Source organism: Ruegeria sp. CDSB117 (assembly GCF_059611005.1).
Map to the genome: position 1 here is coordinate 79,651 of NZ_JBXWOS010000008.1, position 24,660 is coordinate 104,310.

Genomic DNA, 24,660 nt, shown 5'->3' on the forward strand with positions numbered 1-24,660 from the left:
CTGCGTCTGTCGATGTCCATTGTAACGAATGGAAACAGATTCAATGTCAACGTAACACGCTGTAACAGAAGTGGTGAAAATTTGGTCTGTTTCCGTGCTTTACTGTGCATTCCAAGTTGTCAGACGGTGATCTGACCTCAGTAATAGCGCCATCGCTGCTTTGGCAGTCACTGAGTTCTCAGGGAGGAGACAAAAAATGAAGCGTTTTGCATTTGCCACCGTTTCGACTTTGGCCGTTGTGGCCGGATCGTCCGTTGTGGCCGAGCCGCAGGCAGAAGTTCTGCACTGGTGGACCTCGGGTGGTGAGGCCAAATCGGTTGCCGTTCTGCAGGAAGAGTTCGCCTCGAACGGCGGTACTTGGACTGACATGCCCGTTGCGGGTGGTGGCGGTGATGCAGCCATGACCGCGCTGCGGGCCCGTGTTCTGGCCGGTAACGCACCGACTGCCGTTCAGCTGAAAGGCCCTGCTATTCAGGAATGGTACGAAGAAGGCGTTCTGGCCGATATCTCGTCTGTCGCCGAAGCCGAAGGCTGGGCCGAGGTGCTGCCTGCGTCCATCGCGGGTCATATGCAGTGCGAGGGCACGTGGTGCGCCGCACCGGTGAACGTGCACCGCGTGGACTGGATCTGGGCCAACGCCGACGTTCTGGCGGCAAATGGCATCGAAATGCCGACCACCTGGGACGAATTCAACGCTGCCGCTGACAAGCTGCAGGCCGCTGGTGTAATCCCGCTGGCCCATGGTGGTCAGGCGTGGCAGGACGCGACCGTGTTTGAAACGGTGGTCCTGGGCATCGGCGGACCCGAGTTCTTCCAGAAAGCACTGGTTGATCTGGATCCCGAAGCGCTGACCTCGGATACGATGGTGCAGGTCTTTGACCAGATGCGCACACTGCGTGGTTATGTGGACGAGAACTTCTCGGGCCGCGACTGGAACCTGGCGACTGCAATGGTCATGAACGGCGAAGCGGCGTTCCAGATCATGGGTGACTGGGCCAAGGGTGAATTCCTGGCAGCTGGCAAGAAGCCTGGCGAAGACTTCCTGTGCGCCTCGACCCCCGGCGACGGATATCTTTATAACGTAGACAGCTTCGCCATGTTTGACGTGGAAGGAGACGACAAGAAAGCCGGTCAGGACCTGCTGGCCAAGCTGATCGTCGCGCCGAACTTCCAGAAAGTGTTCAACCTGAACAAAGGCTCGATCCCTGCACGGACCGATGTTGGACTGGAAGACTTCGACATCTGCGCCAACCTGTCGGCAGAAGACATGGGTACGACCTCGGCAGGTGGTTCGCTGCTGCCGTCTTACGCCCATGGCATGGCGCTGCGCGGGTCGCAGTCTGGAGCGATCACGGATGTTGTGACCGCACATTTCAACTCGGATATGTCCTCGGCTGACGCGGTTCAGCAACTGGCGGACGCAGTGGCCAACAGCTACTGATCCAAAACGCTCTGCCCCCTATACTGAGGGGCAGAGCACTTTTCCCCGGAGGAAAAAATGTCCGAATGGCTGGAAAACCACCTGCCCAAGGTGGTGCTGGCACCGTCGTTCATCGCCGTATTGATTTTTGTCTACGGATTTATCGGATGGACCGCATGGGTGTCGCTGACCCGATCGAAACTACTGCCGAAATACGAGATCCATGGCTTCATTCAGTATGAACGCCTGTTCGATTCCCCTCGCTGGGATACGGCAATCAACAACCTGTATATCTTTGGCGCGCTGTTCATCGTGATCGCGATGGTGCTGGGGCTGTTGCTGGCCATCCTGCTGGATCAGAAGATCCGCGTCGAAGGGGTCATTCGCACCATCTACCTGTACCCGATGGCACTGTCGATGATCGTGACCGGCACCGCATGGAAGTGGATCCTGAACCCAGGATTAGGCATTGAATCCATGGTGCAGGGCTGGGGCTTTCCGAATTTCGAATTCGATTGGCTGGTGAACCCCGATTACGCCATCTACACGATTGTGATTGCCGCGATCTGGCAGAGCTCGGGCTTTGTCATGGCGCTGTTTCTGGCCGGGCTTCGTTCGGTGGATGGTGAAATCATCAAAGCCGCACAAGTCGATGGTATCCCCACATGGCGCATCTATACGGCGATCATCATACCGTCGATGGCACCGATCTTCCTGTCGGCCTTCATCGTTCTGGCCCACCTTGCGATCAAAAGCTTTGACCTTGTCATCGCGCTGACAGGCGGCGGTCCGGGTTACGCCACCGATCTGCCAGCCACATATATGTATGCCATGGCGTTTTCGCGCGGCGATATTGGTCAGGCGGCGTCTTCCGCAATGATCATGATGCTGGTCGTCTTTGCCATCGTGGTTCCATATCTTTATTCAGAGCTGAGGGCGAAAAATGACTGATCTGTCGATGCCCCAAACCCAAACCCGCTCGCAGAGCGCCACCGGCAAGATTGCCCTTCGTTGGCTGCTTTATGTCCTGCTGGGCCTGTTCGCGCTGTATTACCTGATGCCGCTGTTCGTGATGTTGACGACATCACTGAAAAGCCTTGAGGAAATCCGCACCGGGTCCCTGATCTCGCTGCCGCGCGAAGTCAGCTTTGATGCTTGGAAAACCGCATGGTCCGGGGCTTGTACCGGTATCCAATGTGAAGGTCTGCGGCCTTTTTTCTGGAACTCTGTCCTGATCGCGGTGCCTGCGGTGTTTTTGTCGACCCTGATAGGTGCGCTGAACGGCTATGTCGTGGCGCAGTGGCGGTTCAAAGGCGCGAACATCATCTTCTCGCTGATGCTGTTTGGCTGCTTCATCCCGTTCCAGGTGGTGCTGCTGCCGATGGCGCGCCTGCTAGGCATGATGGGAATCGCCGGAACCATTCCGGGCCTGATCTTTGTCCACGTGATCTATGGCCTTGGCTTCACCACCCTGTTCTTCCGCAACTACTATGTCACCATTCCGGCCGAGCTGACCAAAGCCGCCCGGGTCGATGGGGCAGGCTTTCTGCGGATTTTCTGGTCGATCTTCCTACCGCTGTCGCTGCCCATCATCGTTGTGACCGTAATCTGGCAGTTCACGCAGATCTGGAACGACTTCCTGTTCGGTGTGTCGTTCAGCCAGGCGGGCACGCAGCCCGTGACTGTGGCGCTCAACAACATCGTAAACTCCACCACCGGCGTCAAAGAGTACAACGTCGACATGGCCGCCGCGATCATCGCGGGGCTGCCGACGCTGCTCGTCTATGTCGTTGCCGGTAAGTATTTCATCCGCGGCCTGACCGCTGGCTCTGTGAAGGGATAACCCATGGCTCCCATCCTTGATATCAACAAACTCTACAAGAATTACGGCGCAACCGAAATTCTGAAGGACATCAACATCTCGATCGAACCGGGTGATTTCTTGGTGCTGGTCGGCCCCTCGGGCTGTGGTAAATCCACCTTGCTGAACTGCATTGCGGGGTTGGAGGAAATCACCGACGGGACACTGGCGATTGGCGGCAAAGACATGACCCATGTCAGCCCCAAGGACCGCGACATCGCGATGGTGTTCCAATCCTACGCTTTGTATCCGACGATGAGCGTGGCCAAGAACATCACCTTCGGCATGAAGGTGCGCGGGGTCGATCAGGCGACGCAGGAGGCCAAACTAAACGATGTGGCCTCGCTGTTGCAAATCGAGCCGCTGCTGAACCGTCGTCCCAGCCAGCTATCCGGTGGTCAGCGTCAGCGTGTGGCGATGGGCCGGGCGCTGGTGCGCGATCCCAAGCTGTTCCTGTTTGATGAACCGCTGTCGAACCTCGATGCCAAGCTTCGGGTTGAGATGCGGACCGAGATCAAGAAGCTGCACCAGACATTGGACGCTTCCATCGTCTACGTGACCCACGATCAGATTGAGGCGATGACGCTGGCCACCAAGATCGTGGTCTTGAAGGGCGGTATCGTGCAGCAGATCGGCAGCCCGGCCGAGATTTATAACAACCCGGCCAATCTGTTTGTCGCTGATTTCATGGGCTCGCCGGCAATGAATCTGATCCCTGCGCAGGTCACCAAAATCGGGTCGGGTACACAAATCGTCATCTCGCGCGATGCCGGGGAAACGCTGGTTCTGAACGATGCGCGCGATCTGGCGTTGCCCGAGGATGTGATCCTGGGCCTGCGCCCAGAGGATATCGCCGAGGCAGGATTCCGGGCTGGTGATGGCGTGCAGGAAGCCGCGTGCATGGTTGATATGGTCGAACCGGCAGGGGCCGACACCTATGTGGTCTCGGAACTGGGCGGCAAGCAGGTCACTGCGCGTCTGCACGCGGAAACCAGTGCGCAGGCGGGCAAAATGCTGAACTTGGCCTTCGATATGAGCAAAGTATCTTACTTCGCCAAGGAAACCGGCGAGCGCCTGAATTGAACTAAAAAACGCCGCGCGAACCCTATCGCGCGGCGTTTTTCTTTTACTTAACCGGGTTGGCTGACCTTGGTTTAGCCCATGTCCTTGATCAGACGGTTCAGGTCGCCGCCACGGGCGTCCAGCATTGCGCCAATTTCGGTCCGTTCGGTCAGCAGCATATTCACGCCTTCGATGAACATGTTGAAGAATTTGTCGCGGCCCGATTTGTCCGAAACTAGGAATGTCACCTCGAACGGGGATGAGCCCTGCAGCTTAACCGAGGTGCGTACCTCGTAACCGGCCTTGATTTTCCGGGCCTTCCGGACGGTGACTTGCCCACCAATGAATTCGCGGAAACGCCGGCCATACTTGTTCGAGATATAGCCCTGAAACGCTTTGGTGAACTGCTTCAACTGCGACGGGCTGGCCGAACGGGCGTCCGCACCCAGCACATAACGCGCCATGATCGGCACATCGGCATATTGCACAAAGACCTTTTCGAAATCGCGGATCATCGCCTTTTCGGATTTGCCCGAGGCGATAATGCGGTTGATGTCATCCACGACACTGACGACCAGAGCCTTGGCGCTGGCTTCAGTCTGGGCAAAGGCGGAAAAAGGCAGGGCGGTCAGTGCCAGACCGGCAAGGCCAGTGGCGACAAAACCGCGTCGGTTCATATGGTTACTCGGCATAGGGGTCCTCATAGGGGTCCTCGTATGGGTCTAAGTAGGGATCTCTGACAGGGTCGGTCCCATTGTCTGCATAAGGGTCGTCGTAAAGACCCAGATAGGTTTCTTCGTCGTCTCTCGCCAGTTCGAAGCGGCGATTTTGTAGGTAAATGGTCCGCGCCTGCGCATAACTGTCAGCGCTTTCATACAGGATCGAGTCGACCGTGTCCGAAAAACGCCCCCGATCGCCCATCCGGCGCACGACCTCGGCGTAGACACCGATATTGTCGACCGGACGGACCGGAGAGAAGTTGATCGGGTTCGAGAACAGGTTGACGATAACACCAATCGAGTCCCGCTGCGTTGACGGGCCATAGAGCGGCAGCTCGACATAAGCGCCCTCGCCAAAACCCCAGACGTGCAGCGTTTCACCGAAATCGGTATCCACAGGCGGAAGGTTCAGTTCGTCGGCAGGGGCTGACAACCCCAGGCCACCAACGGTCGTGTTGATCACAAACTGCAGCAATGCGTTGCCTGACTGCTTAAGGTTGCCTTGCAGCAGGTAGTCCACGGCTTGGCCCGGCATCGTCAGGTTTTCGGCAAAATGGTTGAAACTGGTCACCATCGGGTCGGGCACGATCTTTACGTACCCTTTCGAGGCGGGACGAAACAGAAACCGGTCGACGCCAAGGTTGAACTTGTGGATGCCCCGGTTGTTGCGTTCATACGGATCAAATGCTTCACCCTGCTGAACACCCTCCGGAGGGCGTGTGGTGCAGGCGCTGAGAACTGCCAATACGGACACAACGATTAGGGGTTTTAGGCTGATTCTGCTCAACACGATCTTTGCCACTCCAAAACGTTCGGACAGTCCGTGCCCGAACACTTAATCAATACTCTTTTTGGCCGTTGTGCCCGGCCTACCCAAAGTCACATAGGCGTTTCGCCACCAATATGAAACAGATAGCGTTTAACCTGCCGAATAGGTCAACGTAAAGTGACACAGGTTCAACAGTTCAGAATAAGAAAAGTTACGCCCACAACCGGTGCAGGTCACATCGCCGTTTTCGCACTTTTCGATCCTTGCCTTCCCGGTTAGCTTCGCCCCGACTCAAATTTGGGAGGAGACCTCATGAGCATCGCGGCGAAACTGGAAAGCTTGGGTGTCAACCTACCGGACGCTCCTGCGCCGGCGGCCAACTACGTGCCCTTCGTGCGCGTGGGCAATATCGTCTATGTCTCGGGGCAGATCTCGAAGGCGGATGATCTGATCACAGGCAAGCTGGGCGACAACATGGAAGTCGAAGCAGGCGCTGTTGCGGCCAAGGTATGTGCGATCAACCTTCTGGCGCAGGTCAAAGCGGCCTGCGGTGGCGATATCGAAAAATTGGTACGCGTCATCAAGCTGACCGGGTTTGTGAACTCGACGGCAGATTTTACCGCGCAGCCGCAAGTCATCAACGGTGCGTCAGACTTTCTGGTCGAAGCGCTGGGTGATGCAGGTCGCCATTCGCGTTCGGCCGTCAGTGCGGCGGCACTGCCCTTGGGCGTCGCGGTTGAGATTGAAGGTATCTTTGAAGTTCAATGACGCCCGCACTGCCTGACGTATTCCTTCAAGTCCCGCTGGCGCATCGTGCGCTGCACGACAAACAGGACAACCGCCCGGAAAACAGCCGGGCGGCCATTCGCGCCGCCGTGGACGCCGGGTATGGGATTGAGATTGATCTGCAACGGACCTCGGACAACCGGGCTATGGTGTTTCATGACTATGACATGACCCGCCTGACCGGACAGCCCGGCCCGATCCAGCTGATCACGTCGGTTCAGGCATCAGGCACCACGCTGTTGCACGCGGACGATGGCATCCCGACGCTGGATGAGGTTCTGCAAATCGTGTCAGGCAAAGTACCGCTGCTGATCGAATTCAAAGATCAGGACGGCGCGATGGGCACATCAGTGGGCCCGCTGGAACAAGACGCCGTGCGTGCATTGTCAGGTTACGATGGGCCGGTGGCGTTGATGTCGTTCAACCCCAACTCGGTCGCTGAACTGGCGCGGCTGGCACCGCATCTGCCGCGTGGCATCGTGACGGGGTCGTACCAGCCCAAGGTCGAGCTTTTACCTCAGAGTGTTTGTGACCACCTGCGCGACATTCCGGATTTCGACCGTGTCGGGGCCAGTTTTATCAGCCATGAGGTCGAAGATCTTGACCGCCCCCGCGTGGCCGAACTGAAGGCACGCGGTGTACCGATCCTGTGCTGGACTGTGCGGTCGCCTGAACAAGAGGCAGAGGCCCGCGAAGTTGCGGACAATGTGACCTTCGAAGGGTATCTAGCTGTACAACCGGGTTGAACCAGCCCTGCGACGTCACAGATAAAGATAAGAGGCGGAGGGCAAATGGATCAGGCACAGATCGAGGTTCGGGTGCTGGGCTCGCTGTCGCAGATATCTGCGGCGGAATGGGACAGCTGCGCCTGTCCCGAGGTTGCCGATGGCGGCCGTCCGCTTGATCCGTTCACCACCCACCGGTTTCTGCTTGCGCTTGAACACAGCGGCTCGGTCGGGCGCGGAACGGGCTGGCAACCGCAATACCTGACGGCCTATCTGGACGGGATGCTGATCGCGGCGGCGCCGATGTATGCCAAATCCCACAGTCAGGGCGAATACATCTTCGACCACAACTGGGCGCATGCCTATGAAGGTGCCGGGGGTCGTTATTATCCCAAGCTGCAGATCGCCGTGCCGTTCACACCCGCAACAGGTCGGCGTTTTCTGGTGCGCCCCGGCTATGAATCGGTTGGCATGTCTGCGCTGGTGCAGGGGGCGGTGCAATTGGCTGCAGACAATCAGGTGTCTTCAGTCCACGCGACGTTCTGCACCGATGCCGAGGCGCTGGCGGGCGAACAGATGGGGCTTATGCTGCGTCAGTCGCAGCAGTTTCACTGGCTGAATGACGAATACCAAGATTTCGACGGATTTCTTGCGGCATTATCGTCGCGCAAGCGCAAGAACATTCGCAAAGAACGCGCGCAGGCCATCGATTTTGGCGGCGAAATCCGCACTCTGACCGGGGATGACCTGCGCCCCGAACACTGGGATGCCTTCTGGCAGTTTTATCAGGACACTGGGTCCCGTAAATGGGGCGTGCCTTATCTGACCCGCCAATTCTTTGATATCGCACATGAAACTATGGCGGACGACATGGCCTTGGTGCTGGCTGAACGGGACGGATACCCCATCGCCGGGGCTTTGAATTTCATCGGCCGCGAAACGCTTTTTGGCCGGTATTGGGGCTGCACTGAACATCACGCCTGCCTGCATTTCGAACTGTGCTATTATAGGGCGATCGACTTTGCCATTGCGGAAGGTCTGGCGCGGGTCGAAGCAGGCGCGCAGGGTGAACATAAGCTGGCGCGCGGTTACTTGCCCACGCGCACGCATAGCTTGCATTGGGTCAACGACCCGGGCTTTGCCGATGCGATCAAGAAATATCTGGACGCCGAGGCCCACGCAGTGGGAGAAGAGATCGAGATTCTGACGGATTATGGTCCGTTCAGAAAATCGAATCCGGAGGAACAGCAATGACGGAACTATTGTCGACCGAAACTCGCGGCCCTCTTCTTGATCCGCTGTTCGACAACGGCTGGACCATGGTCACCGACCGGGATGCTATCACCAAGACCTTCATTTTCGAGGATTTTGTCCACGCATTTGGCTGGATGACCCAGGTGGCGATCTTTGCCGAGAAGTGGAACCACCACCCTGAATGGTCAAACGTGTACCGCACGGTCGAGGTGGTCCTGTCCACACATGATGTCGGTGGGTTATCGTCGCTGGACGCCAAATTGGCGCGAAAAATGGACAGCCTCGTTTAACGGTCTCCTCTGGATCCCATGCCGCCGGCCAGAGAAGCTATTTCACCCAGACGACGGAAATCGGCGGGTGTGACCGTGCCGTTGCTGACGTTGATGTCTCGTGGAATACCGGTTGTCCGATTCCCAACCGATCGAACGCTTCGCGCCGCCGGATTGATGTCCAAACAACGCGTATCATAGCACGTCAGGCCTGATGTGCTGATCTGGATCTGGGGCTGTCCGTTCGGTCCGGTCACCACGGGGGCCTGCGGCGCATCACAGGCGGCAAGAAACCCCAAAATGCCGAGGGCTATCCACTTTTCCATACCACGCTCCTATCGTTCAGCCCGGTCGTGCGATCAATCCAACTGGGCGTTTCCGTCCTGATCGGCGGCCAGGAAATCATCGCCCATCTGCTGGTCATACTCTGATCGTGAGATAAAGTTGTCGTTGTTGCGGTCAACGTTTTGAAACTGTTTTATGTCCAGAAACGGCTTGGCCTCTTCCAGACCCAGCGTTCCGTTCTTGTCTTCGTCCATGGCCTGAAAGGCATAATCCGAAAAGGCGTTAAACTCGTCCTTGGACAGGAAGCCATCGTTGTTGGAGTCAATGGCGTTCAGTTCCTTTTCGTGCAGTCCAGCCACTGTTTCCGCCAAGGTTGCACTGGCCAACAGAATGACCGCTGTCGTCAAAAAAGCTGTTTTTATCATCATTCTCTCCTCAGCACGCGTAACGCTGGCCCGAGACACCGCCCGCGACGGCCCCAGCCGCGGTCAGGATGTCCTTGCCGGACCCACCGCCGAATTGATTGCCAATCGCCCCGCCGATCAGTGCGCCGCCTAGTGTGCCGCCGAGGCACGCAATCTCATGCTGTCGCGCCTGCTGTTGCTGAGGTGTCGGGGCTGGGCCGCAGGCGGCCAGTGCACCTGCCGAACCCAGAATGACTGTGATGATTTTGAGCTTCATCAAAAAAACTCCCTGAATGAATGGGGCAAGTATCGACCCATCAGGAAGTTGCATCAAGTGAAATAGGGTTAACGTGGCCCCGGTTGTACCGGGGCCCGAGTGACCTAGATGGCCTCAAGCAGACCTTCGCCCGCGGAAATCTCGCAGGCACCGGGATTTTCCTCGAGGTTCAGCGCAACGACCTTGCCGTCTTCGACCAACATCGCATAGCGCTTTGAGCGCGCAAGCAGACCAACTGGCGGGGCGTCGAAATCCATGCCAATGGCCTTGGTAAATTCGGATGCGGCGTCGGCCAGCATGGTCAGGCCTGCGCCTGTCGCGCCAGTCGCTTCGCCCCACGCGCTCATTACAAAGGGGTCATTGACCGAGACGCAGATGATTTCGTCCACGCCTTTGGCGTCGAACTGTTCCTTGGTTCGCATAAAGCTGGGCACGTGGGCCGAGTGGCAGGTCGGCGTGAATGCACCGGGCACAGCAAAGATCACAATTTTGCGGCCTTTGGTCTTGTCTGAAATCCGAACCTCTTCGGGCCCTTCTGCCCCCATTTGAGTCAACGTTGCGTCGGGAAGCGTATCACCGGTTGAAATCATCTTGTTCCTCCTGTCGATTGGATTTGCAGAGTCGGCCTCAGCCGCAATATAGGTGAGCCAGAGAATGAAACCACGGGAATTTGACAGGGCAGGACGAAGATGAGCCATATTGTTGTGATCGGAGCCGGGCAGGCGGGATCATCTCTTGTTGCAAGACTGCGCAAGGACGGGTTTGAAGGCGATATCACGCTGATCGGTGCCGAGCAGCATCTGCCATATCAGCGCCCCCCACTGTCCAAAGCTTATCTGCTGGGTGAGATGGAGCTTGAACGCCTGTTCCTGCGCCCCGAAAGTTTCTACGCCGAAAACAACATCACCCTGCGTCTGGGTCAGCGCGTGACCGCGATCGACCCCAAGGCCAAGACTGTGACCCTGAGTGACGAGGTGATTTCATATGACGAACTGGCCCTGACCACCGGTTCTGACCCGCGTTACCTGCCTGCGGCCATTGGAGGTGACCTTGAAGGCGTTCATGTCGTGCGCGACCTGACCCATATCGACGAGATGGAGCCCCGCGTGAAAGAGGGTGCCCGCGCCCTGATCGTTGGTGGTGGCTATATCGGGCTTGAAGCGGCCGCCGTCTGCGCCAAGCGTGGGGTCAAGGTCACTCTGGTCGAGATGGCAGAACGGATTTTGCAACGTGTCGCGGCACCGGAAACCAGCGATTACTTCCGTGCTCTGCATTCTGAATACGGTGCTGACATCCGTGAAGGCGTCGGGCTGGATCGTCTGGTCGGCGAAGACGGCAAGGTCACCGGGGCCGTCCTGACCGATGGCACCAAGCTTGAGGTTGATTTCGTCGTGGTTGGCGTGGGCATCGCACCCTCGACCCAATTGGCCGAGATGGCCGGGTTGGAGCTGGACAACGGCATCAAAACGGATGCCCATGGCCGCACCTCTGATCCGGCTATCTGGGCGGCGGGCGATTGCGCGTCGTTCCCGCATTTCGGTGGTCGTATTCGGCTGGAAAGTGTACCGAATGCCATCGATCAGGCCGAGATTGTTGCTCAGAACATGCTGGGTGCCGCCAAAGACTATGTGGCGACGCCGTGGTTCTGGTCGGACCAGTATGACGTCAAACTACAGATCGCAGGTCTGAACACCGGCTATGACCGCGTGGTGACCCGCAAGGGCGACGGGCAGACGGTGTCCTTCTGGTACTATAAAGGCGATCAGTTGATCGCGGTCGACGCGATGAATGACCCACGTGCCTACATGGTGGGCAAACGCCTGATCGATGCAGGCAAAACGGCCGACCCGGCCGTCGTGGCCGACCCAGACGCGGACCTGAAACCGCTGCTCAAAGCGTGAGGATCATCGCCGGAGAGTTCCGGGGCCGCGCCTTGGCCTCGGTCGGCAAAGGCGATGCCGGGGCGCATCTGCGTCCCACCACGGATCGCGTGCGTGAAAGCCTGTTCAATGTACTGAGCCATCAGATCGACTTTGATGGGCTGCGTGTTCTGGACCTTTTCGCCGGCACCGGAGCACTGGGGCTTGAGGCGCTGTCGCGCGGCGCGGCGCATGTGACTTTCGTGGATGACGGGCGCGTGGCGCAGGGGCTGATCCGTAAGAACGTTGATCTGACCCACAGCAAGGACCGTACCGATCTGATCCGTCGCGACGCGACGCGATTGGGCGACAATCCGGGCGCGCCTTGTGATCTTATTTTTCTTGACCCGCCCTACGGCAAAAGCCTTGGGCAAAAGGCGCTTGCGACGGCTACTCAAGGGGGGTGGTTGGCAAAAGACGCCTTAATCGTCTGGGAAGAAAACGCCCCCATGGCCGCGCCCGAAGGGTTTGACCTGCACAATGCGCGTAAATATGGCGACACGCATATCTCACTGATGTGGCGGACAGGGGCCTGACATGCACGATCTGGTCATCTTCGATTGCGATGGTGTGTTGGTCGACAGTGAGCCCCTGTCCAATCAGGTGATGGTCGCGAACTTTGCCCGACATGGACTATCCTTGACAGCGGAGGAGTGCCACAGGATTTTCACCGGCAGGACCATGCCGGAAGTGCAGGATATCGCGCGCGATTTGGGGGCTGACCTGCCCGAGAACTGGATTATGGAATTCGATGCCGAAACCGACGCCCGACTGCGTCAGGGTGTTCCTTTGGTTCCGGGTGTAGCGGAATTGCTGACGCTCTTGGATGCGCGCGGAATTCCTTTCTGCGTAGCGTCCAATGGCGGGCCTGACAAAATGCGAGTCACGCTGGGGCAGAATGGCCTTTGGGATCGCTTCAAGGATGTGATGTTTTCAGCCTACACTTTGGGCGTCGGTAAACCTGACCCCACCATGTTCCTTACAGCAGCGCGTCAATTTGAGGCCACCGCGCCAGTTGTAATTGAAGACAGTGCCAGCGGCGTCACCGCAGCAATCCGTGCCAATATGCGCTGCCTGGGCTATGTGCCTGATGGAAAAGGTGCATTTCTGACGGACCTCGAAGCAGAGGTTTTCACCGACATGGCCGAGGTTCCAGCCCTTTTGGGAATTTGATCCGACCGTGATAAGTTCGGCTTATGGACCGCGCTTTGAACCCACCGCTCTGGACCCCTTCAGACGATGCTGAAACCCACACCGGACCCGCGCCCAAGCATTTGCGCGCGCCTGTGTTCATCCACGACGCGATTACGCCGTGGGGCACGGAGACATTGCTGTTGAAACTGCTGCGCGAGCGGGCCGCCGATCAGGACGAATAGGTCGGATGGAATTTATTGCCCGGTGACAGGGTAAAGATATCGACACCATCAGCGGTCACACCCACCGAGTGTTCGAACTGCGCTGACAGTGACTTGTCGCGGGTCACAGCGGTCCAGTCGTCGGCCAGTGTTTTCGTCTCAGGACGGCCAAGGTTCACCATCGGTTCGATGGTGAAGAACATGCCCTCTTCCAGAACCGCGCCAGTGCCCGGACGGCCATAGTGCAGCACGTTTGGCGGCGCGTGGAACACCCGGCCCAGACCGTGGCCACAGAAATCGCGCACGACGCTCATCCGATGCGCCTCGACATAGGCCTGAATCGCGTGGCCGATATCGCCGAAGGTGTTGCCCGGCTTGACCGCCTCGATGCCTTTGAACAGGGCATCATGTGTCACTTGGATCAGACGTTCAGCCTTGCGGGGCAGTTTGCCCGCGACATACATGCGCGAAGTATCGCCGAACCAGCCGTCCACAATGACCGTGACGTCGATGTTCAGAATGTCGCCATCCTTCAGCTTCTTGTCACCTGGAATGCCGTGGCAAACCACGTGATTCACGCTGATACAGCTGGCATGCTGATAGCCCTTGTAGCCAATTGTCGCCGATGTCGCGCCCGCATCCTCGACCATCTGCGTGATGAGCCCGTCAATCACACCAGTTGTCTGGCCTGGAAACACATGTTCTGCAATATCGTCGAGTATCCGCGCGGCCAAAGCCCCTGCCGCATGCATACCGGCAAAGTCACCCTGTTCATAAATGCGGATGCCGTCCTTGGTCAGGCGGCCACGATGTTCTTTCATCGACGCTAAGCTCCAAATGTTGCGCGCAGCCTGCCTTTTACGCTGCTTGTGCAGAAAGTTCCAGAGGGTGTGCGTTTGCGGGTGTTAGATGACGCTGAATGCCCCCGGATCAAGGCTGCAAAGTCTATCAAATTCGCTCAAAATCATAATTTCAGATAGAATGTTGTTTTTTCCCAGTGAGATCGTTTTGGAGGATCGAGATGTCCAGCAATTCTGCCAGTTTTATCGGTGAAATTCCACACCATTACGATCAGGGTCTGGGACCGAACATTTTTGTAGACTATGCCGACAGGTTAACCGGGCTGTGTGGCGGCCTTGAAACGGGTCGCGTTCTGGAGCTTGCCGCAGGAACGGGAATTGTCAGCCGTAAGCTGCGCGACGCGTTAAACCCGTCTGTTTCGCTGACGGTTACGGACCTTAATCCGCCCATGTTGGAGATTGCAAAAGCCAAGTTCTCCGGCAGTGAGAATGTCGAGTTTGTCCAAGCGAACGCAATGGAACTGCCATTCGAAGACAACAGTTTTGACCTGATCGTTTGCCAGTTCGGCGTGATGTTCTTTCCGGACAAAACCACGTCATATCGCGAAGCTGCCCGTGTTCTGAAGCCAGGCGGCCGGTACGTGTTCAACGTCTGGAGCGATATGTCCAAAAACCCGTTTTCCGAGACAGCCCACAAAGCAGCGATGACGTTCTTTCCCGAAAACCCACCAGGATTCTACAAGGTCCCGTTCCACTATGGCGACCCCGACATCGTACACACGGACCTTGCGGCCGCAGGTTGGCGGACCGTTACGCACGAAACCATCAGGCTGAACAAACCAATCGCCGACCTTGAGAAATTTGCGACAGCCCTGGTGTATGGAAATCCGTTGATTGACGAAATCAGAGCGCGCGGAGGCGTCGATCCGGATGCGGTTGTGGCCGAAATGCTGTCGGCGCTGCGGTCCAGATTTGAGGCCAGTGATATGGTGATGCCCCTTTCGGCAACCCAGTTCGAATGCCGAAACAAGGGGTGAATCGGACCTGACGGGGGCAAGTGATATTACCCGGGCAGGTTAAAGTCCCCGAACCGTGTGGTATCCACCCAAACACCTTCGGGCGAAATTTGCGTACCATACACCAATCGTTCGACACCGTTCGCTTGTGCCGTCTCAAATGCCGCCGCATAGGCCGGGTCTATATCCGCCGCCAAACCAAACCGGTCGCAATCCGTGCGCTGCACCAGATACAGCATGATCGCGCGATGTCCTTGGGTCACCATGGCCGTCAGCTCTCCTAGATGTTTGGTACCGCGTGCGGTGACGCTGTCGGGGAACTCTGCCAAACATGGTTCACGGGACAGAGTCACGCTTTTGACCTCGACATAGGCGTCGGGCAGGCCAGGTTGCGTCAGCAGAAAATCAATACGGCTGTTTTCGCCGTACTTCACCTCGGGACGGACGTTTTTATAGGCTGCAAGCTCAGGTATTTCACCGGCCTGAAGGGCCGCGCGCAGGGCTTTGTTGGGTACTGAGGTGTCAACACCGGTAAAATGCCCGTTCTCATGATCGACCAGACGCCAGCCGTATTTCAGTTTTTTCTTCGGGTCATCGTTGGGCTCCAGCCAGATCTTCTCACCCGGTTCGGCCAAACCCAGCATGGAACCCGGATTGGCGCAATGTGCGGTTACTTCGCGCCCGTCCTCCAACTGGCAATCGGCCAGAAAGCGTTTGTAGCGTCGGATAAGGCGGGCGGGGATCAATGGGGTGGCAAACTTCATGCCACCCGGCTTACCGCGCCCCCGCCCGCATGGGAAGTGTCAGACGAGGCCCGCCATTACGCCACCATCAACATCCCAGACTGCCCCAGTGACCCAACCCGCATCATCGGACAGAAGATGGGTGACGGTACGCGCCACATCCTCGGGCCGACCGACGCGGCCGATCGGGTGGAAAGCGTCGAAAGCATCAGTCAAGGTGGCCTCGATCTGTTCCGGGTCGATGAAGGCACCATAGATGGGGGTCACCACCACAGCTGGAGAAACCGCATTCACTCGGATGTTATGTTCCGCCAGTTCCATTGCCAGATGCTGCGTCAGGGAATGAAGTCCGGCTTTGGCCATCGAATAGGCCGAGGACGGTGTGGCGCGAACTGCCTGCTTTGCCCACATAGAGCCTATGTTGACGATATTTCCGCCTCCGTTGGCTATCATGTTTTCGACCACGGCCTGCGTGATGAAAAAGGTCGCGCGGTTCAGGTCCAGATAGCTGTCGTAATCCTCGGCCGTGTGTTCCATGAACGGTTTTGGCGCGAATGTCCCGGCTGCATTCACCAATCCCTGAATGTGACGCGTGTCCGATTTGATCTGGTTGATCAGCCTTTCGACGTCCGCCGGGTCACGCAGGTTCGCGCGGTATATGTCCGCTTTGTCGCCAAGTTCCGCTTTCGCCGCGTCCAACTTGCTAGCGGATGACCCGACAAGGGTCACGTGCCCGCCGCTTGCTATGATTTGGCGCGCTGTGGCCAGACCCATTCCGCTGGATCCGCCGACGATAAGTGTTGTTGTCTGTGTCATGATCAGATTCCCTATCTACTGATAGGTAGATATATTGAGTTTGAATTTTGAAATACAACCCCCTATCTAGTGATAGGTAAATTTTAGATTGATGTGCAGATGCCCAAAACAGAAAAACCCCTGTCAGAAACTGCCAGCCGAATTTTAGATGTGGCCGAGCGTATGGCGCGGCAAGGCGGGTATTATGCCTTCAGTTTTCGCGACATCGCGTCTGAAATCGGCATCAAATCGGCCAGCATTCACTACCATTTTCCCACCAAGGAAGCTTTGGGCGAGGCGCTGGTGACCCGGTACACTGATCGGTTTCTGGGGGCGTTGGGACGGTTGGACGAAGCCACGCCGTTGGAATCTCTTGAACAATATGTGGCGGCATATCGACAAGCATTGATCGAACAGGACCTGATGTGCCTGTGCGGTATGTTCGGTGCTGAAATTGCAAGGTTGCCAGACCCGGTCGCCAGACGGACTCGCGAGTTTTTCGAGCGTAATCTCGTATGGCTGGAAACAGTATTCCGGGCCGCAGGGGCCGCGAATCCCGAAGCCCGAGCAGGGGAAACAATAGCCCGCCTAGAAGGGGCGATGATTCTGGCGCGGTCAATGAACGATATGGACCTGTTCCAAAGCGTCACTGCGGATTTGCCTGCCCAAGCGCTGCGGGACTGACAAACGGGCCTTGCGAGGCACGACAGGAACGATATCTTGCGGCCTGTGCCATATCAGGAAAGGACAGGTCATGCCGAACCCAACCGCAGCAATGCTTGTGATCGGGGATGAAATCCTGTCGGGACGCACACGGGATGCGAACATGCATTACCTTGCGCAGGAACTGACCAAACAGGGCATCGATCTTAAAGAGGTTCGTATGGTCAGCGATGACGCCACTGCCATTGAACAAGCCGTTCGAGCGCTGTCGGACTGCTTTGATCATGTTTTCACCAGCGGCGGAATAGGCCCGACCCATGACGATATCACGGCCGACTGCATTGCCCGCGCCTTTGATGCATCGATTGATGTGCGCGCCGACGCCCGAGCGCTGTTGGAGCGGCACTATGAGAATTCGGGGTTGGAACTGAACGCCGCGCGCCTGCGGATGACACGTATTCCGGATGGGGCGACATTAATCGATAATCCTGTTTCGACCGCGCCAGGCTTCACGCTTGGGAATGTGCATGTGATGGCGGGTATCCCCACAATCTTTCAGGCCATGGTCGCCAGCGTTCTGCCCAAGCTGACCGGCGGCGATCCCCTGTTGTCGCAAACGCTGCGGATCAACCGGGGTGAAGGTGATATCGCCTCGATCCTTTCCGCTTTGGCTGAGGATTACCCTGATCTCGCCATCGGCAGCTACCCGTTTCAGGTAAACGGTGTATTCGGCTCTAACGTGGTGGTTCGGGGCACAAACGGGTCACAGGTCGATGCGGCCACGACCCGGTTGGCGAAAGAGTTGGAGCTTTGAGCCCGAACTGGGCCGAGGTTGTCGACGGTACATGGCCGGCGGCTCGATTCGAGACAATTGGCCCTTTTCGCCTGCGGCAGGGGCTGGGTGGTGGCTCGCGCGTTTCCGCGGCCAGCGCTCTGGCATCGGCGACCGACGCGGATATCAAAGCCGCTGAAGGGGCGATGCGCGCGATGGGTCAGCGGCCCATATTCTGCCTGCGACCGGGCGACGAACGGCTGGATCAGCAGCTTGCGGATCGTGGCTATGACATTCTTGATCCCGTCAACATCTACCAATGCCCGGTCGACCACCTGACCGATACGCCCATCCCTCGGGTCACCGTCTTTCCCATCTGGAGTCCGCTGGCGATCATGAACGAGATCTGGGCGCAGGGCGGGATCGGGCCAGAGCGGCTGGCCATCATGGACCGCGCCGACGGGCCTAAAACGGGGATATTCCTACGTCATTCCGATCACCCGGCGGGGACCGGTTTTGTCGCCATTCACGACGACGTCGCCATGGTTCATGCGCTGGAAATCTTACCGGCCTATCGCCGTCAGGGCTTGGGAAAGTGGGCCATGCGCGCAGCTGCAATCTGGGCACAGAAGAACGGCGCAAAAACGCTAAGTGTGATCTGCACTAAGGCCAATGACGGGGCAAATGGTCTTTACCATGCGCTCGGGATGGAGATCACCGGAGAATACCATTACCGTCAGCTTGTCCAAGGAGAGTGACCACCGTGACCGACCAAACCCTGCCCACCGCGCTGGATCTGCCGATGGTGGACCCGCTGCCGCCTGAGACGCAGAAGTACTTTGATATCTGTGTCGAAAAACTGGGCTTTGTGCCCAATGTTCTGAAGGCTTATGCGTTCGACATCGACAAGCTGAACGCGTTTACGGCGAATTATAACGACCTGATGTTGGGTGACAGCGGATTGTCAAAACTGGAACGCGAAATGATTGCGGTGGTCGTGTCCGCGATCAACAAATGCTTTTACTGTCTGGTGGCCCATGGTGCAGCTGTTCGGCAATTGTCGGGCAATCCGCGATTGGGCGAGATGCTGGTTATGAACTACCGCGTGGCCCTTCTGGACGATCGTCAACGCGCCATGCTGGATTTTGCTGCCAAGATGACGACCGCCAGTACCGAGATCGAAGAACCTGATCGTCAACGTCTGCGCGATGTTGGGTTCAGCGATCGCGACATTTGGGACATTGCCAATGTGACCGGCTTTTTCAACATGTCGAACCGGGTGGCTAGCGCAACAGCGATGGCCCCGAACGACGAATACCATACGCAGGCCCGATGATACGAACCGCAGCCCTTTTTCTGATGATGATGGCCAGTCAGGGTCTTGCACAGAACCTGACGTTGCCCTCTGGAGCACGGCTGGTCAGCGACCGGACAAGTGAATTGGACAGCTATGAGCTGCCAATTGGCCCTTTCGTTGACGGTGCAGTGCCCGCAAGAGAGGTTGAAGGAAAGGTCGAGCGGTTAACCTGGCGGTTGCAATCGGGCTCTAGCACCACGCTGCAATTACTGGCGCCGCTGCGGGATCAGATCGCCGCGCAGGGGTACGAGATCCTGCTTGAGTGTCAGGCCAAAACGTGTGGCGGGTTCGATTTTCGATTTGGCACCGAAGTCGTGCCTACACCGGACATGTATGTGGCCATTCAGGACTATCGCTTTTTGTCCGCCATTCGGGGGGGCAATGTGGTCAGCCTGCTGGTCAGCCGCAATCCGCCTGACGGGTATGTGCAGATGATCCGCGTCACACCGGTGGGTGCAGAGGCTCCGCCGCCGCTTGTGATCGACGAGCCAGTCACGTCGTCCAGCGACCTGTTGGCCGAATTGGAGCAAAACGGCCATGCAATATTGGAAGATCTTCATTTCCGTACCGGAGAAATGACGTTGGGCGAAGGGCCTTTTGCGTCGCTGAAATTGGTTGCGGAGTTTCTGGACAAAAACCCAAACATCCGGCTGGCACTTGTGGGTCACACCGATGACACGGGCGCGCTGGATGCCAATATCTCGGTCAGTACCGGCCGTGCGCAGGCCGTGCGTGCCCGGTTGATCGAGGCGCATGGGATCGCGGCAGACCGGGTCGAAGCGCGCGGGATCGGCTATCTGGCCCCGCTCACCTCGAATGCCACGCCGGAAGGCCGCGACTTGAATCGCCGGGTCGAGGCGGTCTTGCTGATCAACTAAAGCCCGCGGTGCAGATCAAATCATAATCTTCAAAAAAAAAGGGCCCACGCAATTGGCGCGGGCCGTACAGTTTACCGAGGTAAATTCACCAGTCCATCGGGCCTTTTTCGTGAAACGCATCGACGAGAAAATCTATGAATGCCCGCACCTTGGGCTGCGTAAATCGCCCGGGCGGGTAAACGGCGTAGACGCCCTGAACCTCGTCCGGAAGCGACGGCATAGCGTCCAGTACAGCACCGGATTTCAGCGCATCTGCGTACAGATAGCTGGGCAAATATGCGATCCCCAGACCAGAGATGGCGGCGTTCAACAGGGATTGCCCATCGTTCACGCTCAGCCACCCTGCGGTGCGAACCTGTCTTTTTTCACCCGAAGGCGCGGTCAGCTTCCATACATTGCCAGAGGACTGGCTGGAGTAATGCAGTAGCTTGTGTTCATTCAGTTCGTCAATTTTCTGCGGCCGGCCGAATTTCTCGACATAGCTGGGTGCTGCGACCATCCGCTTGACGGTTTCAGTCAGTTTGCGTGCGCGCAGGGTGCTGTCTTCCAGCTCACCAATCCGGACGGCTACATCGAACCCTTCAGAAATCAGCTCGACGTAGCGGTTGTTCAGCACCATGTTCACAGTGATATCAGGATAGGCCGCCAGAAAATCCGACAGAACCGGAGACAGGTGATTGACGCCGAAATCTGTTGCAACGCTGATCCGAAGCAGACCCGAGGGGGCGGATTGCATCGAAGTCACAAGCGCATCAGCTTCGCCCGCGTCATTCAGAACACGCCGTGCGCGGTCATAATATGCCAGGCCAATTTCGGTCGGCGACACGCGCCGGGTCGTGCGGTTCAGCAGCCGTGCGCCCAGACGGGCCTCGAGGCTCGAAACATGCTTTGATACGGCCGATTTGGAGATGCCCATTTTCTTGGCCGCATCGGTGAAGCCACCTTGGTCCACCACATTGGCAAAGGCTTCCATTTCGGTCAGTCGGTCCATTCTCGTTCCCCAAGTCTTAGTCCTTTGAGCCAACCTGACGTCCAATCTGGGCGGAAACAGGGCGGACATGGGATAATATCAGGGTTTCAAATCGGATCGTTTGCATATGGGAAACGCGGAAACGATGGTTTCCGAGATGGCCACAATGCCTGTAAGCCAAGGGTTTTGGGTGATTTCGGCCGGATATGCTAGGATGACAATGGCAAATTTGTGACCACGGAGGAGATCATGAAAGCCATTTATACCGTCGCAGTCATATGTCTGTCCGCGACCTTCGCATGGGCTGGTGGCGAGACGCCGTCGAACCCGGACGCACGGGTCTATTTTGTAAACCTGTCAGATGGCGACACGGTTTCATCGCCGGTGACCGTGGTCTTTGGGTTAAGCGGGATGGGCGTGGCCCCCGCCGGAACCGAGGCGGAAAACACCGGGCACCACCATTTGCTGATCGACCGCCCGCCGATTGGTGAGGGTGAGGACGGTGCGGATGAGCTCGCCTATGGTCTGCCTTCAGACGACAATCATTTGCATTTCGGTGGTGGTCAGACTGAAGTGACGCTGGAGCTCGCGTCGGGTGATCACACGCTGCAACTGGTTCTGGGGGATGCAGGGCATGTTCCGCACGCAACCCCGATTGTGTCCCAGGTGATCACGATTTCGGTCGAGTAATCGAGGTGCCTTCACGGCACAGGAGGCTATGCCACGTCAGGCAATAGGAAAATACGGCGCGCCAGCGCCGAATTTAGCCGTTCTTGTGGATACCATTGGCTGAGGGCTGTCTTGGCCATCAAATCGGGGTTTTCCGCAATGAACGCCTCGAAAGCGCTGGTTTTCGAACTGGCAAGACGCTCTGCGATCAGGCTCATGAACGCGTAGGTGATCGTCAGGTTGAACTTATCCGGGGTGCCAGCCTTGGCTGCAAGTGTTCGGATTCCTTTGGCGTAGATCGCTGCAGCATCGATGAAATCATACTTGCGCAGCAGATCGTATGCGACCTGTACATGTTCGGCATGTCCGAATGTCGTGTTGTCGATGGCATGTGCTTCAAAGGCGTTGGAGATGTCGGTGCTCATTCTCCGTTCTCCTTGAAGCGGTGGCTGTCATTGGCTGTCCAGTCGAGGTCGTAGACACTTTTGAGTTGTTTGATCTTCTCCAGCGTTTCCTCGGAAAACGCTGGCTTGTTCTCAAAGCTATGCAGGGCAATCCCCTCGATCAGATCGCCAAGGGTCATGTCCAGCGACTCTGCCAGCCCCTTGAGGACTTTCAGCAGGCGCTTTTCGATTCGAATTCCCGTCTGGGTGCGCTCTTTTTTCTGGCTCATTGCGTACATATGTATATTGATACCAAGAGAGTCAAGCGGCACAAAAAAGCCGCCTCTTTCGAGACGGCTTCCTTCAGTTCAATTGAGGTGTTGCTTTAGAACGTTGCCGCCAGTCGCGTACCTTGATTGATCGCCCGTTTGGCGTCCAGCTCTGCCGCCACATCGGCCCCGCCGATCACGTGCGGAGTGATGCCGCGTTCGATCAGCGCATCTGCGAGGCTGCGCTCGGACACCTGACCGGAACACAGAACGATTGTGTCCGCCGCGATCACGGTCGGATCAGCACGTTCTTCGCCAAAGCTGACATGCAGGCCGTCCTCATCGATACGCTCGTAGTTCACGCCGCCCACAAAGTTGACGTCCTTCATCTTGAGCGTAGCGCGGTGAATCCACCCGGTTGTCTTGCCCAGACCCTTGCCATGTGCTTGCTTCTTACGCTGCAGCAAGGTGACATCACGCGCAGGTGCCGCAGGCTGAGGGCCTTCTGGTGCCAGGCCCGAGCGATGCTCGGCCGGATCGGTCACGCCCCACTCCTTCATCCAAGCGGGCAGGTCTGTGGTGATGCTGTGGCCGTCTTCCAACAGGAACTCGGATACATCAAACCCGATGCCGCCTGCGCCGATTACGGCGACAGACTTGCCGACCTCGGTCTTCTCGCGCAGCACGTCGATATAGGTGATGACATTGTCCCGATCCTGGCCCGGGATTTTCGGATCGCGCGGAATGACACCAGTAGCGATAACCACTTCGTCAAAGTCGGTCAGGTCGTCAGCGCTGACTTCGCGGTTCAGCTCTACCTTCACACCCAGATCGGTCATCATGGTGCGGTACCAATCGACTAGTCCCCAGAACTCTTCTTTGCCCGGAACCTGCTTGGCCATGTTCAATTGGCCGCCAACCTCCGAGGCGCGATCGAACAGGGTTACGTCGTGTCCGCGCTGCGCTGCAGTCATTGCGGTGGATAATCCCGCGGGGCCGGCGCCGACAATGGCAATCGTCTTTGGCGCTTCAGCTGTGGTGATTTCCAATTCGGTCTCATGGCAGGCGCGTGGGTTCACAAGGCACGAGGTCAGCTTGCCGCTGAAGGTGTGGTCCAGACAGGCCTGGTTGCAGGCGATGCACGGCGCAATCTGTGCTGCGTTACCTGCAATTGCCTTGTTGACGAAATCCGCATCGGCGAGCATCGGACGGGCCAGAGACACCATGTCGGCGCAACCCGTCGACAGGACCTCTTCGGCGACCTCGGGTGTGTTGATCCGGTTCGAGGTGATGACCGGGATCGATACCTTGCCCATCAGCTTTTTTGTCACCCAGGCAAAGGCCGCGCGCGGAACGCTGGTGGCAATGGTCGGAATGCGTGCTTCGTGCCAGCCGATGCCGGTGTTGATGATCGTGGCACCGGCTTTCTCGATACGCTGGGCCAGTTCAACGACCTCTTCATGGGTCGAGCCATTGGGGATGAGGTCAATCATCGACAGGCGGTAGATGATAATGAAATCGGTGCCCACGGCCTCGCGCGTGCGGCGCACGACCTCGATCGGCAGACGCATGCGGTTCTCATATGATCCGCCCCAGCGGTCGGTGCGCTTGTTGGTGTGGGTCACCAGGAACTGGTTGAGGAAATACCCCTCGGAGCCCATGATCTCGACCCCATCGTAACCCGCTTTTTGGGCCAGAACAGCGGCGTTCACGATGTCGGCAATCTGTTTTTCAATACCCTCTTCATCCAGCTCATTCGGCGGGAAGGGCGAGATCGGAGACTTTACCGGGCTGGGGGCCACACATTTCGGACCGTATGCATAGCGCCCTGCGTGAAGGATCTGCATCGCGATCTTGCCGCCGGCCTCATGCACACGCTGGGTAACGATGGAGTGGTTCGCGACCTCTTTGTCATTGGTCATCATTGACGCGCCGGGCAGCACCGATCCTTCAAGGTTCGGGCCAATCCCGCCTGTCACCATCAATGCGACACCGCCACGGGCGCGGTCGGCATAGAACTCGGCCACACGGTTCCAATCGCCGGTTTCCTCAAGCCCTGTGTGCATCGACCCCATCAGGACGCGGTTCTTCAAAGTGGTAAAGCCCAGATCCAGCGGGGCCAGCATATTTGGGTACGCAGTCATGGCGAACTCTCCCTCCCGATTTGTCGACGCTAGATTGACCTTCGCGTCAACGTTGTCACGCGAAACCTAACGTCACACCCTTTGCCTTCACTCCGC

The 24,660-nt window shown here is 57.6% G+C and carries 32 protein-coding genes; 19 read left to right on the top strand and 13 right to left on the bottom strand.

Features of this window, described 5'->3' with window-relative positions:
- Nucleotides 1-196 precede the first annotated feature (196 nt).
- The 4 genes from AC2FJC_RS10910 to AC2FJC_RS10925 are packed head-to-tail and all read left to right on the top strand — an operon-like array spanning nt 197 to nt 4,364.
- On the top strand, nt 197-1,441 hold the full coding sequence (locus AC2FJC_RS10910; RefSeq protein ID WP_496726407.1) for an ABC transporter substrate-binding protein: 1,245 nt from the start codon (nt 197-199) through the stop codon (nt 1,439-1,441).
- 57 nt (nt 1,442-1,498) lie between these two features.
- Nucleotides 1,499-2,371, top strand: coding sequence for a carbohydrate ABC transporter permease (locus tag AC2FJC_RS10915; protein ID WP_058275014.1), 873 nt, complete (start codon nt 1,499-1,501; stop codon nt 2,369-2,371).
- Complete coding sequence (locus AC2FJC_RS10920) at nt 2,364-3,263, top strand: carbohydrate ABC transporter permease (RefSeq protein ID WP_496739521.1); 900 nt, start codon at nt 2,364-2,366, stop codon at nt 3,261-3,263. Before AC2FJC_RS10915 ends, AC2FJC_RS10920 begins: the two co-directional genes overlap by 8 nt.
- A 3-nt stretch (nt 3,264-3,266) precedes the next feature.
- Nucleotides 3,267-4,364 carry an ABC transporter ATP-binding protein gene (locus AC2FJC_RS10925; RefSeq protein WP_496739523.1) on the top strand — a complete coding sequence of 366 codons (1,098 nt, stop codon included), beginning with the start codon at nt 3,267-3,269 and terminating at the stop codon, nt 4,362-4,364.
- Between the two features lie 71 nt (nt 4,365-4,435).
- Here the strand turns inward: AC2FJC_RS10925 and AC2FJC_RS10930 are convergent, their stop codons facing one another.
- Complete coding sequence (locus AC2FJC_RS10930) at nt 4,436-5,035, bottom strand: MlaC/ttg2D family ABC transporter substrate-binding protein (RefSeq protein WP_496739524.1); 600 nt, start codon at nt 5,033-5,035, stop codon at nt 4,436-4,438.
- Complete coding sequence (locus AC2FJC_RS10935) at nt 5,025-5,852, bottom strand: MlaA family lipoprotein (RefSeq protein WP_082649379.1); 828 nt, start codon at nt 5,850-5,852, stop codon at nt 5,025-5,027. The genes AC2FJC_RS10930 and AC2FJC_RS10935 overlap by 11 nt, the downstream gene beginning before the upstream one ends.
- Before the next feature lie 291 nt (nt 5,853-6,143).
- On the opposite strand from AC2FJC_RS10935, the gene AC2FJC_RS10940 reads away from it, so the two are divergent.
- Genes AC2FJC_RS10940 through AC2FJC_RS10955 form a run of 4 tightly spaced genes read left to right on the top strand, consistent with a single transcriptional unit; the run spans nt 6,144 to nt 8,886 of the window.
- Nucleotides 6,144-6,599, top strand: a complete 456-nt coding sequence (locus AC2FJC_RS10940; protein ID WP_496739525.1) for a RidA family protein — start codon at nt 6,144-6,146, stop codon at nt 6,597-6,599.
- Entirely contained in the window at nt 6,596-7,363 is a 768-nt protein-coding gene (locus AC2FJC_RS10945; protein ID WP_496726404.1) for a glycerophosphodiester phosphodiesterase family protein, read from the top strand. The genes AC2FJC_RS10940 and AC2FJC_RS10945 overlap by 4 nt, the downstream gene beginning before the upstream one ends.
- Before the next feature lie 45 nt (nt 7,364-7,408).
- Entirely contained in the window at nt 7,409-8,596 is a 1,188-nt protein-coding gene (locus AC2FJC_RS10950) for a GNAT family N-acetyltransferase (protein ID WP_496739526.1), read from the top strand.
- On the top strand, nt 8,593-8,886 hold the full coding sequence (locus tag AC2FJC_RS10955; protein WP_170411625.1) for a 4a-hydroxytetrahydrobiopterin dehydratase: 294 nt from the start codon (nt 8,593-8,595) through the stop codon (nt 8,884-8,886). The genes AC2FJC_RS10950 and AC2FJC_RS10955 overlap by 4 nt, the downstream gene beginning before the upstream one ends.
- Here AC2FJC_RS10955 and AC2FJC_RS10960 read toward each other — a convergent pair.
- The 4 genes from AC2FJC_RS10960 to AC2FJC_RS10975 form a co-directional block, all read right to left on the bottom strand.
- Nucleotides 8,883-9,191 carry a hypothetical protein gene (locus AC2FJC_RS10960; RefSeq protein ID WP_496739527.1) on the bottom strand — a complete coding sequence of 103 codons (309 nt, stop codon included), beginning with the start codon at nt 9,189-9,191 and terminating at the stop codon, nt 8,883-8,885. The two genes, AC2FJC_RS10955 and AC2FJC_RS10960, sit on opposite strands and share 4 nt — an antisense overlap.
- A 33-nt stretch (nt 9,192-9,224) precedes the next feature.
- Nucleotides 9,225-9,575, bottom strand: coding sequence for an EF-hand domain-containing protein (locus AC2FJC_RS10965; RefSeq protein WP_496739528.1), 351 nt, complete (start codon nt 9,573-9,575; stop codon nt 9,225-9,227).
- A gap of 10 nt (nt 9,576-9,585) precedes the next feature.
- Nucleotides 9,586-9,831 (bottom strand): glycine zipper 2TM domain-containing protein, encoded by a 246-nt coding sequence (locus tag AC2FJC_RS10970; protein WP_496726400.1) that lies wholly within the window; start codon nt 9,829-9,831, stop codon nt 9,586-9,588.
- A gap of 104 nt (nt 9,832-9,935) precedes the next feature.
- The gene (locus AC2FJC_RS10975; RefSeq protein WP_496739529.1) at nt 9,936-10,421 is read right to left on the bottom strand and encodes a peroxiredoxin; all 486 of its coding nucleotides are present in this window, start codon (nt 10,419-10,421) and stop codon (nt 9,936-9,938) included.
- A 99-nt stretch (nt 10,422-10,520) separates the two neighbouring features.
- Here AC2FJC_RS10975 and AC2FJC_RS10980 point away from each other — a divergent pair, with 99 nt between their 5' ends.
- Genes AC2FJC_RS10980 through AC2FJC_RS10995 form a run of 4 tightly spaced genes read left to right on the top strand, consistent with a single transcriptional unit; the run spans nt 10,521 to nt 13,126 of the window.
- Entirely contained in the window at nt 10,521-11,732 is a 1,212-nt protein-coding gene (locus AC2FJC_RS10980) for an NAD(P)/FAD-dependent oxidoreductase (RefSeq protein WP_496739530.1), read from the top strand.
- On the top strand, nt 11,729-12,286 hold the full coding sequence (gene rsmD, locus AC2FJC_RS10985; protein ID WP_496739531.1) for a 16S rRNA (guanine(966)-N(2))-methyltransferase RsmD: 558 nt from the start codon (nt 11,729-11,731) through the stop codon (nt 12,284-12,286). The genes AC2FJC_RS10980 and rsmD overlap by 4 nt, the downstream gene beginning before the upstream one ends.
- 1 nt (nt 12,287) lies before the next feature.
- Nucleotides 12,288-12,923: an HAD family hydrolase gene (locus AC2FJC_RS10990; RefSeq protein ID WP_496739532.1), complete on the top strand. Its 636-nt coding sequence runs from the start codon at nt 12,288-12,290 to the stop codon at nt 12,921-12,923.
- Nucleotides 12,924-12,958: 35 nt separating this feature from the next.
- A complete protein-coding gene (locus tag AC2FJC_RS10995) occupies nt 12,959-13,126 on the top strand; it encodes a hypothetical protein (protein ID WP_496739533.1) in 168 nt (55 codons plus the stop codon).
- On the opposite strand, the gene map is transcribed toward AC2FJC_RS10995, so the two are convergent.
- The gene (gene map / locus AC2FJC_RS11000; protein WP_496739534.1) at nt 13,114-13,926 is read right to left on the bottom strand and encodes a type I methionyl aminopeptidase; all 813 of its coding nucleotides are present in this window, start codon (nt 13,924-13,926) and stop codon (nt 13,114-13,116) included. The genes AC2FJC_RS10995 and map overlap by 13 nt on opposite strands.
- A gap of 200 nt (nt 13,927-14,126) precedes the next feature.
- Here map and AC2FJC_RS11005 point away from each other — a divergent pair, with 200 nt between their 5' ends.
- The gene (locus AC2FJC_RS11005; protein ID WP_496739535.1) at nt 14,127-14,942 is read left to right on the top strand and encodes a class I SAM-dependent methyltransferase; all 816 of its coding nucleotides are present in this window, start codon (nt 14,127-14,129) and stop codon (nt 14,940-14,942) included.
- Nucleotides 14,943-14,968: 26 nt separating this feature from the next.
- On the opposite strand, the gene sfsA is transcribed toward AC2FJC_RS11005, so the two are convergent.
- Both sfsA and AC2FJC_RS11015 read right to left on the bottom strand, forming a co-directional pair.
- Nucleotides 14,969-15,685, bottom strand: coding sequence for a DNA/RNA nuclease SfsA (gene sfsA / locus AC2FJC_RS11010; RefSeq protein ID WP_496739536.1), 717 nt, complete (start codon nt 15,683-15,685; stop codon nt 14,969-14,971).
- A gap of 39 nt (nt 15,686-15,724) precedes the next feature.
- On the bottom strand, nt 15,725-16,480 hold the full coding sequence (locus AC2FJC_RS11015; RefSeq protein ID WP_496739537.1) for an SDR family NAD(P)-dependent oxidoreductase: 756 nt from the start codon (nt 16,478-16,480) through the stop codon (nt 15,725-15,727).
- Nucleotides 16,481-16,579: 99 nt separating this feature from the next.
- On the opposite strand from AC2FJC_RS11015, the gene AC2FJC_RS11020 reads away from it, so the two are divergent.
- The 5 genes from AC2FJC_RS11020 (at nt 16,580) to AC2FJC_RS11040 (ending at nt 20,129) form a co-directional block, all read left to right on the top strand.
- A complete protein-coding gene (locus AC2FJC_RS11020; protein WP_496739538.1) occupies nt 16,580-17,143 on the top strand; it encodes a TetR/AcrR family transcriptional regulator in 564 nt (187 codons plus the stop codon).
- A gap of 70 nt (nt 17,144-17,213) precedes the next feature.
- Complete coding sequence (locus AC2FJC_RS11025) at nt 17,214-17,936, top strand: competence/damage-inducible protein A (protein WP_496739539.1); 723 nt, start codon at nt 17,214-17,216, stop codon at nt 17,934-17,936.
- On the top strand, nt 17,933-18,652 hold the full coding sequence (locus tag AC2FJC_RS11030) for a GNAT family N-acetyltransferase (protein ID WP_496739540.1): 720 nt from the start codon (nt 17,933-17,935) through the stop codon (nt 18,650-18,652). The genes AC2FJC_RS11025 and AC2FJC_RS11030 overlap by 4 nt, the downstream gene beginning before the upstream one ends.
- 5 nt (nt 18,653-18,657) lie before the next feature.
- Nucleotides 18,658-19,230 (top strand): peroxidase-related enzyme, encoded by a 573-nt coding sequence (locus AC2FJC_RS11035; protein ID WP_496739541.1) that lies wholly within the window; start codon nt 18,658-18,660, stop codon nt 19,228-19,230.
- Nucleotides 19,227-20,129: an OmpA family protein gene (locus AC2FJC_RS11040; RefSeq protein WP_496739542.1), complete on the top strand. Its 903-nt coding sequence runs from the start codon at nt 19,227-19,229 to the stop codon at nt 20,127-20,129. Before AC2FJC_RS11035 ends, AC2FJC_RS11040 begins: the two co-directional genes overlap by 4 nt.
- 85 nt (nt 20,130-20,214) lie before the next feature.
- On the opposite strand, the gene AC2FJC_RS11045 is transcribed toward AC2FJC_RS11040, so the two are convergent.
- Nucleotides 20,215-21,120, bottom strand: a complete 906-nt coding sequence (locus AC2FJC_RS11045; protein ID WP_496726385.1) for a LysR family transcriptional regulator — start codon at nt 21,118-21,120, stop codon at nt 20,215-20,217.
- Nucleotides 21,121-21,348: 228 nt separating this feature from the next.
- On the opposite strand from AC2FJC_RS11045, the gene AC2FJC_RS11050 reads away from it, so the two are divergent.
- Nucleotides 21,349-21,789, top strand: a complete 441-nt coding sequence (locus AC2FJC_RS11050; protein WP_496739543.1) for a DUF4399 domain-containing protein — start codon at nt 21,349-21,351, stop codon at nt 21,787-21,789.
- A 26-nt stretch (nt 21,790-21,815) separates the two neighbouring features.
- On the opposite strand, the gene AC2FJC_RS11055 is transcribed toward AC2FJC_RS11050, so the two are convergent.
- The 3 genes from AC2FJC_RS11055 to AC2FJC_RS11065 form a co-directional block, all read right to left on the bottom strand.
- Entirely contained in the window at nt 21,816-22,193 is a 378-nt protein-coding gene (locus AC2FJC_RS11055; protein ID WP_496739545.1) for a hypothetical protein, read from the bottom strand.
- Complete coding sequence (locus tag AC2FJC_RS11060; RefSeq protein WP_496739546.1) at nt 22,190-22,441, bottom strand: hypothetical protein; 252 nt, start codon at nt 22,439-22,441, stop codon at nt 22,190-22,192. Before AC2FJC_RS11060 ends, AC2FJC_RS11055 begins: the two co-directional genes overlap by 4 nt.
- A 95-nt stretch (nt 22,442-22,536) precedes the next feature.
- Nucleotides 22,537-24,564 (bottom strand): 2,4-dienoyl-CoA reductase FMN-binding domain-containing protein, encoded by a 2,028-nt coding sequence (locus tag AC2FJC_RS11065; RefSeq protein ID WP_496739547.1) that lies wholly within the window; start codon nt 24,562-24,564, stop codon nt 22,537-22,539.
- Nucleotides 24,565-24,660: the final 96 nt, after the last annotated feature.

Excerpts from the sequence above, each read along its gene's own strand:
- map (WP_496739534.1), bottom strand. The coding sequence starts at position 13,926 with ATGAAAGAACATCGTGGCCGCCTGACCAAGGACGGCATCCGCATTTAT.
- AC2FJC_RS11065 (WP_496739547.1), bottom strand. The coding sequence starts at position 24,564 with ATGACTGCGTACCCAAATATGCTGGCCCCGCTGGATCTGGGCTTTACC.
- AC2FJC_RS10910 (WP_496726407.1), top strand. The coding sequence starts at position 197 with ATGAAGCGTTTTGCATTTGCCACCGTTTCGACTTTGGCCGTTGTGGCC.
- AC2FJC_RS10965 (WP_496739528.1), bottom strand. The coding sequence starts at position 9,575 with ATGATAAAAACAGCTTTTTTGACGACAGCGGTCATTCTGTTGGCCAGT.
- AC2FJC_RS10980 (WP_496739530.1), top strand. The coding sequence starts at position 10,521 with ATGAGCCATATTGTTGTGATCGGAGCCGGGCAGGCGGGATCATCTCTT.
- AC2FJC_RS11055 (WP_496739545.1), bottom strand. The coding sequence starts at position 22,193 with ATGAGCACCGACATCTCCAACGCCTTTGAAGCACATGCCATCGACAAC.
- AC2FJC_RS11050 (WP_496739543.1), top strand. The coding sequence starts at position 21,349 with ATGAAAGCCATTTATACCGTCGCAGTCATATGTCTGTCCGCGACCTTC.
- AC2FJC_RS10930 (WP_496739524.1), bottom strand. The coding sequence starts at position 5,035 with ATGCCGAGTAACCATATGAACCGACGCGGTTTTGTCGCCACTGGCCTT.
- AC2FJC_RS10975 (WP_496739529.1), bottom strand. The coding sequence starts at position 10,421 with ATGATTTCAACCGGTGATACGCTTCCCGACGCAACGTTGACTCAAATG.
- AC2FJC_RS11060 (WP_496739546.1), bottom strand. The coding sequence starts at position 22,441 with ATGAGCCAGAAAAAAGAGCGCACCCAGACGGGAATTCGAATCGAAAAG.
- AC2FJC_RS10920 (WP_496739521.1), top strand. The coding sequence starts at position 2,364 with ATGACTGATCTGTCGATGCCCCAAACCCAAACCCGCTCGCAGAGCGCC.
- AC2FJC_RS10945 (WP_496726404.1), top strand. The coding sequence starts at position 6,596 with ATGACGCCCGCACTGCCTGACGTATTCCTTCAAGTCCCGCTGGCGCAT.
- AC2FJC_RS11015 (WP_496739537.1), bottom strand. The coding sequence starts at position 16,480 with ATGACACAGACAACAACACTTATCGTCGGCGGATCCAGCGGAATGGGT.
- AC2FJC_RS10915 (WP_058275014.1), top strand. The coding sequence starts at position 1,499 with ATGTCCGAATGGCTGGAAAACCACCTGCCCAAGGTGGTGCTGGCACCG.
- AC2FJC_RS10950 (WP_496739526.1), top strand. The coding sequence starts at position 7,409 with ATGGATCAGGCACAGATCGAGGTTCGGGTGCTGGGCTCGCTGTCGCAG.
- AC2FJC_RS10970 (WP_496726400.1), bottom strand. The coding sequence starts at position 9,831 with ATGAAGCTCAAAATCATCACAGTCATTCTGGGTTCGGCAGGTGCACTG.
- AC2FJC_RS10925 (WP_496739523.1), top strand. The coding sequence starts at position 3,267 with ATGGCTCCCATCCTTGATATCAACAAACTCTACAAGAATTACGGCGCA.
- AC2FJC_RS11020 (WP_496739538.1), top strand. The coding sequence starts at position 16,580 with ATGCCCAAAACAGAAAAACCCCTGTCAGAAACTGCCAGCCGAATTTTA.
- AC2FJC_RS10955 (WP_170411625.1), top strand. The coding sequence starts at position 8,593 with ATGACGGAACTATTGTCGACCGAAACTCGCGGCCCTCTTCTTGATCCG.
- AC2FJC_RS11040 (WP_496739542.1), top strand. The coding sequence starts at position 19,227 with ATGATACGAACCGCAGCCCTTTTTCTGATGATGATGGCCAGTCAGGGT.
- AC2FJC_RS11045 (WP_496726385.1), bottom strand. The coding sequence starts at position 21,120 with ATGGACCGACTGACCGAAATGGAAGCCTTTGCCAATGTGGTGGACCAA.
- AC2FJC_RS10940 (WP_496739525.1), top strand. The coding sequence starts at position 6,144 with ATGAGCATCGCGGCGAAACTGGAAAGCTTGGGTGTCAACCTACCGGAC.
- sfsA (WP_496739536.1), bottom strand. The coding sequence starts at position 15,685 with ATGAAGTTTGCCACCCCATTGATCCCCGCCCGCCTTATCCGACGCTAC.
- AC2FJC_RS11005 (WP_496739535.1), top strand. The coding sequence starts at position 14,127 with ATGTCCAGCAATTCTGCCAGTTTTATCGGTGAAATTCCACACCATTAC.
- AC2FJC_RS11025 (WP_496739539.1), top strand. The coding sequence starts at position 17,214 with ATGCCGAACCCAACCGCAGCAATGCTTGTGATCGGGGATGAAATCCTG.
- AC2FJC_RS10990 (WP_496739532.1), top strand. The coding sequence starts at position 12,288 with ATGCACGATCTGGTCATCTTCGATTGCGATGGTGTGTTGGTCGACAGT.
- AC2FJC_RS10960 (WP_496739527.1), bottom strand. The coding sequence starts at position 9,191 with ATGGAAAAGTGGATAGCCCTCGGCATTTTGGGGTTTCTTGCCGCCTGT.